Source organism: Streptomyces sp. NPDC052236 (assembly GCF_044548015.1).
Classification (GTDB): Bacteria; Actinomycetota; Actinomycetes; order Streptomycetales; family Streptomycetaceae; genus Streptomyces.
In genome coordinates, this window is record NZ_JBIUBL010000046.1 from 30480 (window position 1) to 43800 (window position 13321).

General features: G+C 70.4%; 11 protein-coding genes, 2 pseudogenes and 1 riboswitch. Of the genes and pseudogenes, 2 read left to right on the forward strand and 11 right to left on the reverse strand.

Annotation, left to right across the window (positions count from 1 at the left end):
- Nucleotides 1–13: 13 nt before the first annotated feature.
- From ACIHCQ_RS41950 to ACIHCQ_RS41960, 3 genes are all read right to left on the reverse strand, one after another.
- Nucleotides 14–1219, reverse strand: a complete 1206-nt coding sequence (locus tag ACIHCQ_RS41950; protein ID WP_399674267.1) for an MBL fold metallo-hydrolase — start codon at nt 1217–1219, stop codon at nt 14–16.
- Nucleotides 1220–1302: 83 nt separating this feature from the next.
- Nucleotides 1303–1743, reverse strand: coding sequence for a PPOX class F420-dependent oxidoreductase (locus ACIHCQ_RS41955; RefSeq protein ID WP_399674268.1), 441 nt, complete (start codon nt 1741–1743; stop codon nt 1303–1305).
- Between the two features lie 128 nt (nt 1744–1871).
- Entirely contained in the window at nt 1872–2456 is a 585-nt protein-coding gene (locus ACIHCQ_RS41960) for a hypothetical protein (protein WP_399674269.1), read from the reverse strand.
- A 157-nt stretch (nt 2457–2613) separates the two neighbouring features.
- Here ACIHCQ_RS41960 and ACIHCQ_RS41965 point away from each other — a divergent pair, with 157 nt between their 5' ends.
- Nucleotides 2614–3492 carry a carbohydrate kinase family protein gene (locus ACIHCQ_RS41965; RefSeq protein ID WP_399674277.1) on the forward strand — a complete coding sequence of 293 codons (879 nt, stop codon included), beginning with the start codon at nt 2614–2616 and terminating at the stop codon, nt 3490–3492.
- Nucleotides 3493–3546: 54 nt separating this feature from the next.
- Here the strand turns inward: ACIHCQ_RS41965 and ACIHCQ_RS41970 are convergent, their stop codons facing one another.
- The 3 genes from ACIHCQ_RS41970 to ACIHCQ_RS41980 all read right to left on the reverse strand — a co-directional run bounded on the left by ACIHCQ_RS41970 (nt 3547) and on the right by ACIHCQ_RS41980 (nt 8019).
- Complete coding sequence (locus tag ACIHCQ_RS41970; RefSeq protein WP_399674270.1) at nt 3547–4350, reverse strand: SGNH/GDSL hydrolase family protein; 804 nt, start codon at nt 4348–4350, stop codon at nt 3547–3549.
- Nucleotides 4351–4478: 128 nt separating this feature from the next.
- On the reverse strand, nt 4479–5438 hold the full coding sequence (locus tag ACIHCQ_RS41975) for a peptidoglycan DD-metalloendopeptidase family protein (RefSeq protein WP_399674271.1): 960 nt from the start codon (nt 5436–5438) through the stop codon (nt 4479–4481).
- A gap of 4 nt (nt 5439–5442) precedes the next feature.
- Nucleotides 5443–5614: riboswitch (cyclic di-AMP (ydaO/yuaA leader) on the reverse strand.
- A gap of 311 nt (nt 5615–5925) precedes the next feature.
- Complete coding sequence (locus ACIHCQ_RS41980) at nt 5926–8019, reverse strand: alpha-galactosidase (protein WP_399674272.1); 2094 nt, start codon at nt 8017–8019, stop codon at nt 5926–5928.
- Nucleotides 8020–8197: 178 nt separating this feature from the next.
- Here ACIHCQ_RS41980 and ACIHCQ_RS41985 point away from each other — a divergent pair, with 178 nt between their 5' ends.
- Nucleotides 8198–9016, forward strand: a complete 819-nt coding sequence (locus tag ACIHCQ_RS41985) for a tyrosine-protein phosphatase (RefSeq protein WP_399674278.1) — start codon at nt 8198–8200, stop codon at nt 9014–9016.
- 22 nt (nt 9017–9038) lie between these two features.
- On the opposite strand, the gene ACIHCQ_RS41990 is transcribed toward ACIHCQ_RS41985, so the two are convergent.
- The 5 genes and pseudogenes from ACIHCQ_RS41990 to ACIHCQ_RS42010 all read right to left on the reverse strand — a co-directional run.
- The gene (locus tag ACIHCQ_RS41990) at nt 9039–9200 is read right to left on the reverse strand and encodes a DUF6126 family protein (protein ID WP_399674273.1); all 162 of its coding nucleotides are present in this window, start codon (nt 9198–9200) and stop codon (nt 9039–9041) included.
- Nucleotides 9197–9785: pseudogene (locus ACIHCQ_RS41995) on the reverse strand (helix-turn-helix domain-containing protein). The gene ACIHCQ_RS41990 and the pseudogene ACIHCQ_RS41995 overlap by 4 nt, the downstream one beginning before the upstream one ends.
- Nucleotides 9786–9856: 71 nt before the next feature.
- Complete coding sequence (locus tag ACIHCQ_RS42000) at nt 9857–11278, reverse strand: aspartate aminotransferase family protein (RefSeq protein WP_399674274.1); 1422 nt, start codon at nt 11276–11278, stop codon at nt 9857–9859.
- Between the two features lie 3 nt (nt 11279–11281).
- Nucleotides 11282–13156, reverse strand: a complete 1875-nt coding sequence (gene dxs / locus ACIHCQ_RS42005; protein ID WP_399674275.1) for a 1-deoxy-D-xylulose-5-phosphate synthase — start codon at nt 13154–13156, stop codon at nt 11282–11284.
- 23 nt (nt 13157–13179) lie between these two features.
- Nucleotides 13180–13321, reverse strand: a pseudogene (locus ACIHCQ_RS42010) (4-hydroxy-3-methylbut-2-en-1-yl diphosphate synthase); the annotation flags it as partial.

Consider the following 13321-nt stretch of genomic DNA (forward strand, 5'->3'; position numbering starts at 1 on the left):
CTCTGCGGCGTCATCAGTCGGCCGCAAGATCCAGCTCAGCCGATTCGGCGAACGGCGCAGCCGATTCCACCGGCGGCCATACCGGCCAGCCACCCGCCACAGGCTCGGCCACCGACCGCCACCACGGAACCACCGCCGACCTGTCAGCCGGCTCGAACGGCTCACCCGGCCGAGGCCCGGCACTGGCTATACCAGCCGCGTGCGCGGCCAGCATGGTCTGCTCAGCAGGCTCCGCCCACGAGTGGAAAGCCAGATTGAACGTCCCCCAGTGGATCGGCAGCATCGGGCCTGACTGCGCCACGCCGCCCTGGAGGTCGAGGTGGGCCTGTATCCCCTCTTCGGGTGTCATATGGATGTCGGGCCAGTACTCGCTGTACGCGCCGATCTGGATCATGGTCGCGTCGAAGGGTCCGTGCTCCGCGCCGATGTCCTTGAAGCCGGGGAAGTACCCCGTGTCACCGCTGTGATAGATCCGGTGCTCGGGGCCCGCGACGACCCAGGACGCCCAGAGCGTGTGCTGCTGATTGCGCAGACCGCGCCCGCAGAAGTGGCGCGCGGGGGTGGCGGTCAGACGCAGGCCCGCCACCTCCGCCGACTCGTTCCAGTCCAGCTCGCGCAGCCGGTCGGCGGGCACGCCCCAGCGCTCCAGGTGCGCGCCGACTCCGAGCGGCACCGCGAAGAGCGTGTCCGTGGACGCCAGGGCGCGGATGCTGGGCAGATCGAGGTGGTCGTAGTGATCGTGCGAGATGACCACGACGTCGACCGGCCCGAGGTCGGCGAGCGGTACGGGCACGGGGTGCAGCCGCTTGGGGCCCGCGAAGGGGACCGGCGAGCAGCGCTTGCCCCAGACGGGGTCGAAGAGCACGCGCCGGCCGTCGATCTCGGCGAGGACGCTGGAGTGCCCCATCCAGGTGAGCCGGAGCCCGGAGGCGGGCGGTTCGGCGAGGTCGGCCAGGGTGGTGGCGTGGACCGGCACGACGCCTGCCGGGGACCGAAGAGCCCGCTCCTCCTTCCGGAAGTAGATCTTGGCGAATTCGAGCATGGAGCCGCCGGACGGGCGGGTCTTGGCCCCCACGGGGTTCTGGAAGACGCCGTCGGCGAAGTTCGGTGAGCGTCGGATCCGCTCCATCCGCTCTCCGGTCGGATCCGCGCCGAACGCGACGGGTCTCAGCGAACGCAGCCGGGAGCTCAGCGAGTGGGAAGAACCAGCGCCGGTCACGGCACCTCCTGATGTCGGTGTCTCTGATCTCATTATGTGCGGGGGGTATGACAGCGCGGGATCGGTGCGGTATCAGCGGCAGCTCAGCGGCGCGGCTGCCCATAGGCCCGCTCGACGCGCAGCCGCAGCACCACGCGCCTGTCGCGGACCATCGCGCGCCGGTAGTCGTCCCAGTCCGGGTGCTCACCCTGGACATCGCGGTAGAGGGTGATCAGTTCCTCGACGGTGGCGTCGTACGGGTCGGCGGCGACCGGGGAGAGCTCGGCGGTGCCCTCGACGGCGGTCCAGGCCCAGCGGTCCTCGCTGGTGACGTGGTACGCGGCACGGGGGTCGCGCCGCAGGTTCTTCGTCTTGGCCCGGTCCTCGGTGATGGACACGCGGATGGTCGCCTCGTCCGGGTAGTACGCGTGGTTCACATTGGACAGCTGGGGCCGGCCGTCGCGCTTGAGGGTGACCAGTACGCCACCGTCGTACTCGCCGACGAGCTTCAGCAGCGCCTGTTGCTGTGCGTCCGATTCGGTCATGCCCGAGCAACGCCCGCTCGCGCGCGAGTGTTCCTGAGAAGATCCTTCCTCTTGGATGTCACATCCTGCGCCACCTCATCCGTCGTACCGGTGCCCCGCGCCGAGCCCCCGCACGCGCACTCACCGCGCTAGACCCTGGTCCAGGCCGCCACCAGCCGGTGGCCGCCCAGTACCGCGGAGAGCTCGTCGAGGAAGGCGGCCGAGAGCATCGGCCAGTTCCAGAAGGTCAGTCCCAGCTGCGCGACGGCGATGGGCGGCGAGAAGTTCCAGTCGAGGAAGGCGGCCTGCTCTCCGCACCGTACGCATGCCGCGTGGTCAGGTCCGCCGCCGCCGAACCACGCGTAGACCGCGTCGAGCAGCGGCAGCCACTCGTCGGTCCACCGCCCGTGGCCGTCCGTGGCCGACTCCTCGGTGCGGGCGCCGCAGTGCGGGCAGCGGGCCGTCCAGATGTCCGCGCAGACGTAGACGCGGCGCTCGACGTCCACGCCTGTGCCGTTCGCCCCGCTGCCGGCGAGGGAGCCGTCGTCCTCGATGAGGGCGCGCGCGTACCGCGGTCCCGGCGCCCGCCCCAGCTCGTCGCCGAGCAGGCAGTGCGTCAGTTCGCCGACGATGACGCCCTGCTCCTCGAGCCAGTGCACGACCCGGCCCGCGAGCGCCTCCGCGTCCTGTGGCCCGGCGTCCGTGTCGGCCACCCATACGTACCCATCACCCATGCATGGACGGTATCCAAGATCCCCAGTGTGGGATGACCCGGTGTCGGGTGACGCGGTGTCGGGGGCCCGGACCGCAGCCCCCATACTGTCGACTGTGGAGCAGCAACCGGATCAACTCGCCCAGGAAGTACGGGATGTACGGCACGTACGAGATGTACTGGTCGTCGGGGGCAGCGGTGTGGACACGGTTGTCCGCGTCGACTCGCTCCCCGTCCCCCTCGCCGATTCCGTCGCGGTCGGCCCCATCCTCGAATGGCCCGGCCACACCGGCGGCAATGTGGCCCTGGGCTGCCGGGCCCTCGGGCTGGACGTCACGTTCCTCGACTACATCGGGGACGACTATCAGGGCGGCCGGCTCCGGGAGCGGCTCGCCATGGGCGGGGTGGACTTCCAGCCGCTGATCTCGCCCGCCGGGACGCGGCGCGCGGTCAACCTCGTGGACCCCTCGGGCCGCCGGATGTCCTTCTACGACGCCCGCGAGCCGGAGGAGTCGGTGATGCCGCGCGACTTCTACCTTCCCCATCTGCGGCACGCCCGTCATGTCCATCTCTCGATCGTGAACTTCGCGCGGCACCTCTACGACGACATCGAGAAGCTCGGCGTCCCGGTCTCCACCGATCTGCACGACTGGGACGGACTGGCCGACCACCACCGCGAGTTCGCGCTCCGCTCGGACCTGGTCTTCCTCAGCGCGGCGGGCGCGGGCGAGCGCATCGCGTCCGTGATGCGGGAGATCCTGCGCGACGGGCGGGCCGAGGCGGTGATCGCCACGGCGGGCGCGGGCGGCTCGTACCTCATGACCCGCGACGGCGGATCCACGCCGCGCCCGATCCCGGCGACCGCGCCACCTGGGCCGGTGGTGGACTCCAACGGCGCGGGTGACGCGTACGTCTGCGGGTTTCTGTACGGGCGGCTGGCGGGCCGGGACCTGGAGGAGAGCGCACGGATGGGCGCGATGGCGGGCGCCCATGCCTGCACGGGCTCGGGCGCTACGGCGCTGATCGGCCCCGAGGGGCTCCGGCCCCCTCAGGCCTGACGCGCTGACGGCGCTGACGGCACTGACGCGCCCACTACAGCCAGGCCACCGCTGTCACAGCGGCAGCAGATCCGGGCGCTTGGCCGCGACATGGTCCCCGGAGCTCTCGCCCCGCAGCCTCCGCCCGATCCACGGCACCAGGTGCTCACGCGCCCACTGGATGTCGTCGCGCCGCACCTCCAGCGGGCCGCGCGGCGGCGGGGGCGGCCAGGGCTGGTCGGGGTCGGCAGGCACCTCCAGACCGAGGACCTGGGCGGCGCGCAGCGCGACGCGGGTGTGGCCCTCGGGTGACAGATGCAGCCGGTCGGGGCCCCAGGCCCGCCTGTCCTGGACGGACTTGAGCGACCAGAGGTCGAGTACGGGGCAGTTGTACCGGTGGGCGATGGCCCATACATGCGCGTTGTACGTGGCGATCTTGCCGCGCAGCCTGCGCAGGACCGGCAGCTCGCGCGTATCGATGCCGGTGGTCACCATGACGGTGCCGACCGCGCCCGTGAGGTCGGCGACGGCCCGCTCGAACCGCTCGGCCACATCGTCGGGGTCGGAGCCGGGCCGGATGATGTCGTTGCCGCCGGCGCAGAACGTCACCAGATCGGCGGCGAGTTCCTTCGCGCGCGGGACCTGCTCCGCGACGATCTGGTCGAGGAGGCGGCCGCGTATCGCGAGATTGGCATACCTGAAACTGTGCTCCGGCATACGGTCGTCGAGCAGGACCGCGAACCTGTCCGCCCAGCCGACATAGGTCCCGTCGGGGCCGAGGTCTCCGACGCCCTCGGTGAAGCTGTCACCGATTGCCGCGTACGACCTGTACGACCCGAACACACCACTGCTGTCTTCTGTTCTCGAATCGTCTGCCACGAGAACTCATCATTCCCCTGCGGATGTGACCTACGCGACCGTACGGAGGGATTGACGAAGCGTGATATTTACCACCGCCCCTCGCACCGCGGAAAGCGGCGCGAGGGGAATAAAAACGTGTCGGCGCGTCAGATCGAGACGCCGTGCTGGCGCAGGTAGGCCAGCGGGTCCACGTCCGAGCCGTAGGACGGTCCGGTCCGGATCTCGAAGTGCAGGTGCGGGCCCGAGGAGTTGCCGGTGGAACCGGAGAGCCCTATCTGCTGACCGACCCGCACGCTCTCGCCCGAGGAGACGGAGAGGGAGGAGAGGTGGGCGTACTGCGAGTAGTTGCCGTCGCTGTGCTTGATGACGACCTCGTTGCCGTACGAGCCGCTCCAGCCCGCGGAGACGACGGTGCCCGGGCCGACGGCCTTGACGCTGGTGCCGGAGGAGGCGGAGAAGTCGACGCCGGTGTGGTAGCCGCTGGACCACATGGCGCCGGAGGCGCGGTAGGGCGTGGTGACGCCGGCGGACACGGGGGCGGTGAAGCCGGAGCCGCTGGACTGCGCGGCGGTGTCCGCGGAGTCACCGGACTCGTTGGACGCCGTGGACGCCCGCGGCGCAGGCTCGGGCGAGGCGGGCGATGCCTTCGCCGAGGACTGCGTCGCGGGAGCCTTCGCGGGTGCCGGAGCCTTCGCCGGTGCGGGGGCCGCCGCCTTCGACTTCGCGCCGAGGGTGAGCTTGAGGCCGGGGTGGATCAGCGCGGGGTCGTCGCCGACGACCTGGCGGTTGTCGGCGTACAGCTTCTGCCAGCCGCCCTGGACGCGGTGGTCTGCGGCGATCTTGGACAGATAGTCGCCGCCGACCACGGTGTACATGGCGGGGGCGGCCTTCTTCGCCGTCACCGGGGCCGCGGTGGCGGACCCTGCGGCTGAGGACACCGCGGTCGGGGCGGTGGAGGCAGCGGCGGGCGCGGTGTTTCCTGCCGCGTGCGCGCCGGTGGCGCCCAGCAGCGGCAGCGCGATGGCGGCGCCGCCCGTACCGGCGACGACGAATCCGCGCGTGATCGGGTTGGCCTTGGGACGGCGGTGCTTACCCTTCGCGGGCATGACAAAGTCCTCTCCGGCGCCTACGAGGTGAGCTGTCGGGTTCGGGCTGGAGCTGCCCGGCCGCGCGAATGCGCGACTTCACCCCTAGCCGGTCCGGAAATCCGGGACGGCGTTCTACCTGGGTCCCCCGCTCCTGCCACACGTCTGGTGGGTGGAATTCCGGGCGGTGGCAGGATTAGGCGGTCCGTCCGGATTGGTCGTGACCGTAAGCGAGCCGCCCGGATCGGAACAAGCCGTTCCGTTTGGCGATCAACCATTTCTGTGAATTCGCCCAGGAATTCCAGTCACCCTCCGTGGAGCAACGCTTTCCGCTTTCCGGGCGCACAAAGGAAGTTGACTCCGCCTCGCGGCCACACACCGTCACGAATGAGACGCTGCTCACGGGCCGTGCCCCATCTCCCGTGCAGATGGGGCACGTTATGCCGAAGCGGCTAATTCGGACAGCACATTCCTTATCCGGTCGAGTCGTCGGGCGAGACCCATCGGTTCAGAGTCGTCGCAGGCGGATCACGGCAGCGTCCAGATCCCCCTTGAGCCCGGTGTGCAGACCGTGGTGCATCAGCACGGACCCGCGGTGTACGGCGCCGGTGTCCAGGCACTCGTACGCCGCCGCCGGGTCGATCCCGCGCAGCCGCAGCCTGGGCGGCAGCTCGCCATAGTGCTGCGCCTGGAGCCAGGCGAGGACGACGGTCTCCGCCCCACGTACGTACTGCACGGCGCTCAGCCCGCCCTCGGGCGCCCGCAGCCGGTACAGCTCACCGCCCTGCACCACCGGCCTGATCGTCTTGTACAGCTCGACCCAGCCCCGCGCCTCGGCGAGCTCGTCCTCGCTCCACTCCGTCAGGTCGCCGCCGACCCCGAGCACTCCCGCCATCGCGCTCACAAAACGGAAACGCAGGGAGGTCGACCGGCCGTTGAGCTGGACATTGGGGCTGTCGGTCACCCAGGCGGCCATCACCCGCGCCGGGTGCAGCTGGGTGAAGCCGTGCTGGATGGCGAGCCGGTCCAGCGGATCGGTGTTGTCGGAGGTCCACACCTGGTCGGTACGGGAGAGGATGCCGAGGTCGATCCGGCCGCCGCCGCCCGAGCAGGACTCGAAGGCCACGGACGGATGCGCGGCCCGCAACCGGTCGAGCAGCGCGTACAGCGCGCGCACATGCTCGACCCACAGCTTCTGCGGGTACTCCTCGCCGGGCCAGCCCGCGTCCGTGAAGCAGCGGTTGAAGTCCCATTTGACGTAGTCGATGGGCGCACTGGAGAGCAGTTCGTCCAACTGGGTCCACAAATAGTCCTGTACATCCTCGCGCGCCAGGTTCAGTACGAGCTGATTGCGCAGCTCCGTACGCGTCCGGCCCGGGTGGTGCTGCACCCAGTCGGGATGCGCCCGGTAGAGGTCGCTGTCGGCGTTGACCATCTCCGGCTCGACCCAGATCCCGAACCGCATGCCCATCCCGTGCACGTCGTCGGCGAGCGGCTTGAGGCCGTGCGGGAAACGCTCGGGGTTGGGGGTCCAGTCGCCGAGCCCGGCGCGGTCGCTGGTGCGCTGCCCGAACCACGCGTCGTCCACCACGAACAGCTCGACGCCCATGTCCCCGGCCCGCCGGGCGAGCGCCCGCTGCTGATCCTCGGAGATGTCGAAGCCGGTGGCCTCCCAGGAGTTGTAGAGGACGGGCCGCTCGGTCGTCGCCCCGTCCGGGACGACATGGGCCAGCTGCCAGGCGTGCCACGCCCGGCTGGCCCCGCCGAACCCTCCCTCGCTCCACAGCCCGGCGAAGACCGGTGAGGTGTACGACTCGCCGGGCGCGAGCCGCAGCAGCCCGGAGTCGTCGTAGCCCGCGCCGCCGGTGATCTGCACCAGGCCGTCGGGGAGCTGCTGTACGCAGATCCGCCAGGACCCGGACCAGGCCAGGGCGCAGCCGTACACCTCGCCCCGCTCCTCGGTGGCCCCGTCCGCGTCCAGCGCGACCCAGGGCAGGTGCTGGTGCCCGGTGTGGCCGCGGCGGCTGCCGATCACCTTCTCGCCGTACGTCAGCTCCGACCGTACGAGCAGCGACTCGGCGGCCCACCGGCCGTGCAGCTGACTGAGGCGCCAGCTGTCGCGCTGCGGCAGCGTCCAGGCGGCGGCGTCGGCGCGCAGCAGTTCCAGGGCGGGGCCCTCGCCTTCGTGGGCGACGGTGATCCAGCGCTCGATGACGTCGGCGTCGTCGCGCATCCGGTGGTGCAGGGTGAGCCCGAGGCCGTGTACGGGGTCGGTGAAGCGGAGGCGCAGCTCGTCGCCGTCCGTCTCGTCGCCGTCGAAGGCCCACTCCGTGCCGCGAACGGCGTCACTACGAACAGACAGCGCGGGGCGTGCGAAGCGCGGCCCGCCCTCGACCGGATACTCCTCATGCCCGTCGAGCTGCGACTCGAAGGGCCAGTAGGGCGGCAGGCCTTGCGCCGCGAGCGCCTCGGCGTCCGCGCCCGAGATCCGCGGCCCCCAGTGGAGATGCAGCAGCTCGTCTCCCTGGGTGAGGTGCAGCGCATAGCTGCTCGCCACCCCGGAGAGCACCCACGTACGCCCGTCGCCAACGCGCTCAATCATGCAGACCCCTCAGATGTTCACAAGTAGCCACAGGTTCGCACATGCTCCGATGAGGAGCCCTGCCGGGCAATGACCTCGTGACCGACGGCCAAGATGATTGCCCAATGAAGCCATGTCGTATCGTCAAAGGCGCGCCATCGTCGGCGAGAGCGCCGACGGCAGTCACTCAGGAGACACCGTGACGCAGCAGCTGCCGCAGGTCCCGTCGCCGTCGACAGAGCCCGAGCTGTCGGGAGTACGCAACTTCCGGGACGTGGGCGGGCTGCCGACCGTGGACGGCAGGCGCGTGCGGTACGGGCGGCTGTTCCGCAGCGGTCATCTCGCTGACGCCACGGCGAGCGACGCCGCGTTCCTCTCCGAGCTGGGCCTGCACACGATCTTCGACTTCCGCAACGCCGCCGACCAGAGGCTGGAAGGCCCGGACATCGAGCTGCCCGGCGTACGCAATGTGAATCTGCCGCTCACCGATCCGGCCGACGGCGCGGAGTTCTGGAAGATGGTCCGGGAGGGTGACCTCGACCTGCTGAAGTCGATACTCGCTGACGGCAAGGGCGCTGAGCGGATGTCGGCCTCGTACCGGATGATCGTCAAGGAGCGCACCGCCGAGCACAGCCGCGTCCTGCACGCGCTCGCGGACGACAGCGTCCCGGCGCTGATGCACTGCGCGGCGGGCAAGGACCGGGCGGGTATCTCGATCGCGGTGTCCCTGCTGGCCGTCGGCGTGGAGCGCGACGCGATCGAGGCGGACTATCTCAAGTCCAACGACCCGCACCGCCGTTACCGGGTCCGCCGCAGTGACAATGCCCCGGCCGGGATGTCCCCGGAGGTGATGGAGCTGCTGAACCCGCTCTTCGACGCGCGCGCCGAGTACCTCAGGACGGCCTTCGAGACGATCGAGCAGACCTGGGGGACGACGGAGCGCTACCTCACCGAGGGGCTGAAGATCGGCCCCGAGACGCGCGAGCGGCTGCGGGAGCGGCTTCTCGACGAGGCGTGACCCGGCGCGTGGCGGCTTCGCCCTACTGGTTCTGGCCGCCCAGCGTGAACAGCAGGTAGAGGAACCCGGCGAACAGATGGCCCGCCACGAGATAGGCGAAGAGCCGGATGACGAGCCCTCGGGGGAAGGTCCGCTCCTCGTTCATTTCGGACATGACGGCCTTTCTGGTGGTTGAGGGGGTCATGCGTGGGGGTGAAGGTCCGGGCTCCGCAGCAGCGTGTGGACGAACAGCAGCTCGGTCCCCTCGCGCGTGGCCGCCGCGATGCGGTGCGGGGTACGAGTCGAAGTGCGCGCTGTCGCCGGGGGCCAGGTCATGCACCGTCTCCCCCAGGGTCAGGCGCAGCGGCCCGGTCAGGACGTACAGCCACTCCTCGCCGGGGTGCACGCGGACGAGATCGCCCTGCGTGCCGTACGGAACCACCAGCCGCAGAGCCTGCATGGCGCGGCCGGGGCCGCCGGCCCGGTGGTAGGTCCAGCCGTCGGCCGCGGCGGGCTCCCGGCCGCCGCCGCGGATGATCGGGTCGCGCTCCGGCGCGAGCTCGCCGAGCAGCTCGCCGACCGTCGTACCGTAAATCCTGGCGAGCGCGAGCAGCATCGGCAGCGAGGGCTGGCGGCGGCCCGTCTCCAGCCGGGACAGATGGGCGGGCGACAGCCCCGCCCGCGGGGCCGCGGCTTCCAGGGTGAGTCCGCGGCGGCGGCGCAGCTCCCGTAGCCGTGGCGCGACGTCGGGGAGCGCGGCGCCGACCGCCGCTCCGGGTGGAGTGCTCATGACTCCATTGGGCCAGGAGGTTTCCTCCAGGGCAAATTTCTTACCTCAGAGGCAATAATCAGCGGCAATAATCAGCGGTTGGCGACCGCCTGCTTGACCAGGGTCTTGCCGAAGTCCCACATCAGCCCGCCACCGCCGTGGGCGTCGTCCATCACGGCCGTGAAGGCCTCCACGAACCGCTCGACCTCCCGCTCGCCGATGGTCAGCGGCGGAATCAGCTTGATCACTTCCAGGTGGTCCCCGGAGACCTGGGTGAGGATCCGGTGTTTGTGCAGCAGCGGCACCACCACCAGCTGCGCGAACAGGCCCTTGCGGGCCGCCTGCAACATGGTCCAGCGGCTGCGCAGTCTGAGCGAGTCCGGGCGGCCGAACTCGATGCCGATCATCAGCCCGCGCCCGCGCACCTCGTGCAGCAGTTCATAGCGGCCGACCAGCGCGGCCAACCGGACGCGCAGCAGCTCGCCGGTCGCCCGGGCGTTGGCGACGACCTGCTCGTCCTCGATGACCGAGAGCACCGCGAGCCCGGCGGCCATGGCCTGGGCGTTGGAGCCGAAGCTCGCGGAGTGGACCAGCACCCGGTCCATCGAGGAGTAGACCTTCTTGAAGATCCAGTCCTTGCCGAGGGTCGCCCCGACCGGCACATACCCGCCCGAAAGCGCCTTCGCCACACAGACCAGGTCCGGCTCGACCCCCGCCTCGTGCTGATACGCGTAGAAGTCGCCGGTTCTGCCGAGGCCGGTCTGCACCTCGTCGGCGATCAGCAGCGCCTTGTGCCGGCGCAGCAGCTCCTGCGCGGCGAGCAGGAAGCCGGGCGGCGTCGCGTGCACTCCCTTGCCCTGGATGGGCTCCACGACGAAGCCCGCCACATCGCCGCGGGCCAGCTCCCGCTCCAGCGCGGCCAGATCGCCGAGCTCGATCGCGGTGTCGGGCAGCAGGGGCGCGAAGCCGTCCCGGAAGCCCGCCTCTCCGTTGACCGAGAGGGAGCCGGTGGTCAGCCCGTGGAAGGCGTGCGCGCAGTACACGATCCTCGGCTTCCCGGTCGCGTACCGGGCGAACTTCAGCGCGGTCTCCACCGCCTCCGTACCGCTGTTGCCGAAGAACACCCGGTCCAGGTGCGGGCTGTGCGCGAGCAGTTTCTCCGCCAGCAGTCCGGGCAGCGGCTGGCAGTCGAAGCGGGTGAGGTCGGCGAGCGAGGCGTCGAGGACGTCGTGCAGCGCCTTGCGTACGACGGGATGGTGCCGGCCGAGGCCCATCACCCCGAAGCCCGCGAGCATGTCGAGGTAGTCGTTGCCGTCGGCGTCCCAGAAGTAGGCGCCCTCGGCCCGCTCGTAGACCTGGTCGAAGCCGATGGTGTGCAGCATGCGCGGCAGCTGGTGGTTGAGATGTCGCGCATGCAGCTCATAGCGCTCGGCCCCGCGCTCCGCGAGAAGCCTGGCCAGGTCGAAAGGCTCGGGTTGCTCGGGTTGCTTGGATTGCTTGGGCGGCTCGGTCATTCGTCAGTTCTCCTTGGCTGCCAGGGCGGCACTGATCCGTCCCGCGATCTCGACCGGAGTGAGCCCGATGTCGGCCAGCACCTCCCCGCGTTTGGCGTGCGCGAGGAACTGCTCGGGGATGCCGAACGTACGCAGCGGCACATCCACACCGGCGTCCCGCAGCGCCTGCCCCACAGCCGAACCGACGCCGCCGCTGCGGCTGTTGTCCTCCACCACCGCCACCAGCCGGTGGCGCTCGGCGAGCGGCACGAGCTCCTCGTCGACGGGCTTGACCCAGCGCGGGTCCACAACGGTGCAGCGGATGCCCCGGCCCTGGAGCAGCACCGCGGTCTGGAGGCAGACAGCGGCCAGCGCGCCCACCGACACCAGCAGCACCTCGGGGTCCTCGGCCCGGTGCAGTACGTCCATGCCGCCGATCCGGTCGATCGCCTCGACCGGAGCGCCCACCGACTCCTTGGGGAAGCGCACCACGGTCGGCGCGTCGTCCACCGATACGGCCTCGCGCAACTCCTGGCGCAGCCGGTCGGCGTCGCGCGGGGCGGCGATCCGCAGTCCCGGGACGACCTGCAGGATCGACATGTCCCACATGCCGTTGTGCGAGGGTCCGTCGGCGCCGGTGACCCCTGCCCGGTCGAGTACGAAGGTCACGCCGCATTTGTGCAGGGCGACGTCCATCAGCAGTTGGTCGAAGGCGCGGTTGAGGAAGGTGGCGTACACGGCGACGACGGGGTGCAGCCCGCCGGTGGCGAGCCCGGCGGCGGAGACCACCGCGTGCTGCTCGGCGATGCCGACGTCCCACACCCGGTCGGGGAACCGCTCGGCGAACTCGGTGAGACCGACGGGGTGCAGCATCGCCGCGGTGATCGCCACGACATCCGGCCGCTCCGCGCCGATCGCGGCGATCTCCTCGCCGAACACCGAGGTCCAGGAGGCTCCGTTGGAGGGCGCGAGGGGCTCGCAGGTGAGCGGGTCCATCACCCCGACGGTGTGGAAACGGTCGGCATCGTCCTCCAGCGCCGGCTGGTAGCCGCGCCCCTTCTCCGTCAGGCAGTGCACCAGTACGGGGCCGTGGAAGCGTTTCGCGCGGCGCAGCGCCGACTCGACGGCCCCGATGTCGTGGCCGTCGATCGGACCGACGTACTTCAGGCCCAGGTCCTCGAACATGCCCTGGGGCGCGAAGGCGTCCTTGAACCCCTTCTTCGCGCCGTGCAGCGATTCGTACAGCGGGCGGCCGAGGACGGGGGTGTGCTGGAGGACCTCCTTGCCCCAGGCCAGCGCCCGCTCGTAGCCGTCGGTCGTACGGAGGGTGGCGAGGTGGTTGGCGAGCCCCCCTATGGTGGGCGCGTAGGACCGCTCGTTGTCGTTGACCACGATGATCAGTGGCCGGTCCTTCGCCGCGGCGATGTTGTTGAGCGCCTCCCAGGCCATACCGCCGGTGAGCGCGCCGTCTCCGATGACCGCGACGACATGGTCACGGCCGCCCAGCACCTGCTGTGCCTTGGCCAGCCCGTCCGCCCAGCCGAGCACGGTGGAGGCGTGGGAGTTCTCGATGATGTCGTGCTCGGACTCCTCGCGGGACGGATAGCCGGAGAGCCCTCCCTTGCTTCGCAGCTTGGAGAAGTCCTGCCTGCCGGTGAGCAGTTTGTGTACGTAGCTCTGGTGGCCGGTGTCCCAGAGGATGCGGTCCACGGGCGAGTCGAAGACCCGGTGCAGGGCGACGGTCAGCTCCACCACCCCGAGGTTCGGCCCGAGGTGGCCCCCTGTCCTGGCCACGGCCTGGATCAGGAACTCTCTGATGTCCTCGGCCAGTTCTTCCAGTTCCGCGGCGGTCAGCGCCCTGAGATCGCGCGGCCCCCGGATGCTCTCCAGTATTGTCACGGTCGGACCCCCTTCACATGCTGTCAGCTCACAGTGACGGCGGGCTGCCCGGAGGCCACCCCCGCGTCCCCCATCTGTTCGGCGATCTTCAGTGCCTCTTCGATGAGGGTCTCCACGATCTTCGACTCGGGCACGGTCTTGATGATCTCGCCCTTGACGAAGATC